At 29.3% G+C, this 475-nt stretch carries 1 protein-coding gene; it reads left to right on the plus strand.

Translation table 11 applies throughout. The annotated features are described in order from the left end of the window. Positions 1-10: 10 nt before the first annotated feature. Positions 11-475 (plus strand): antitoxin YezG family protein (locus HMPREF2658_RS07270; RefSeq protein WP_070854302.1); only part of this gene is annotated, 465 nt, incomplete at its 3' end.

Genomic DNA, 475 nt, shown 5'->3' on the forward strand with positions numbered 1-475 from the left:
GGGCGATAATATGACTTTCGAAGAAAAATTAAGTGAAATGTACAATGAAATTGCGAATGAGATTAGCAGTATGATACCGGTAGAATGGGAGCAAGTATTTACAATAGCTTATGTAACTGATCAAGCTGGAGAAGTAATCTTTAATTATACTAAACCAGGTAGTGATGAATTGAATTATTATTCAGATATACCTAAAGATTGTAATGTCTCTAAAGATATTTTTAAGAATTCATGGTTTAAAGTTTATCGAATGTTTGATGAGTTAAGAGAAACTTTTAAAAAAGAAGGGCTTGAACCATGGACATCATGCGAATTTGACTTTACAAGAGACGGTAAATTGAATGTATCTTTTGATTATATTGATTGGGTGAATTTAGAATTTGGACCATTAGCAAAAGAAAATTACTATATGTATAAAAAATTTGGGGTTATACCAGAAATGGAATATGAAATTAATAAAGTTAAAGAAATCGAG

The sequence above is a fragment of the Staphylococcus sp. HMSC062H10 genome, assembly GCF_001836945.1.
GTDB classification, from domain to species: Bacteria; Bacillota; Bacilli; order Staphylococcales; family Staphylococcaceae; genus Staphylococcus; species Staphylococcus aureus.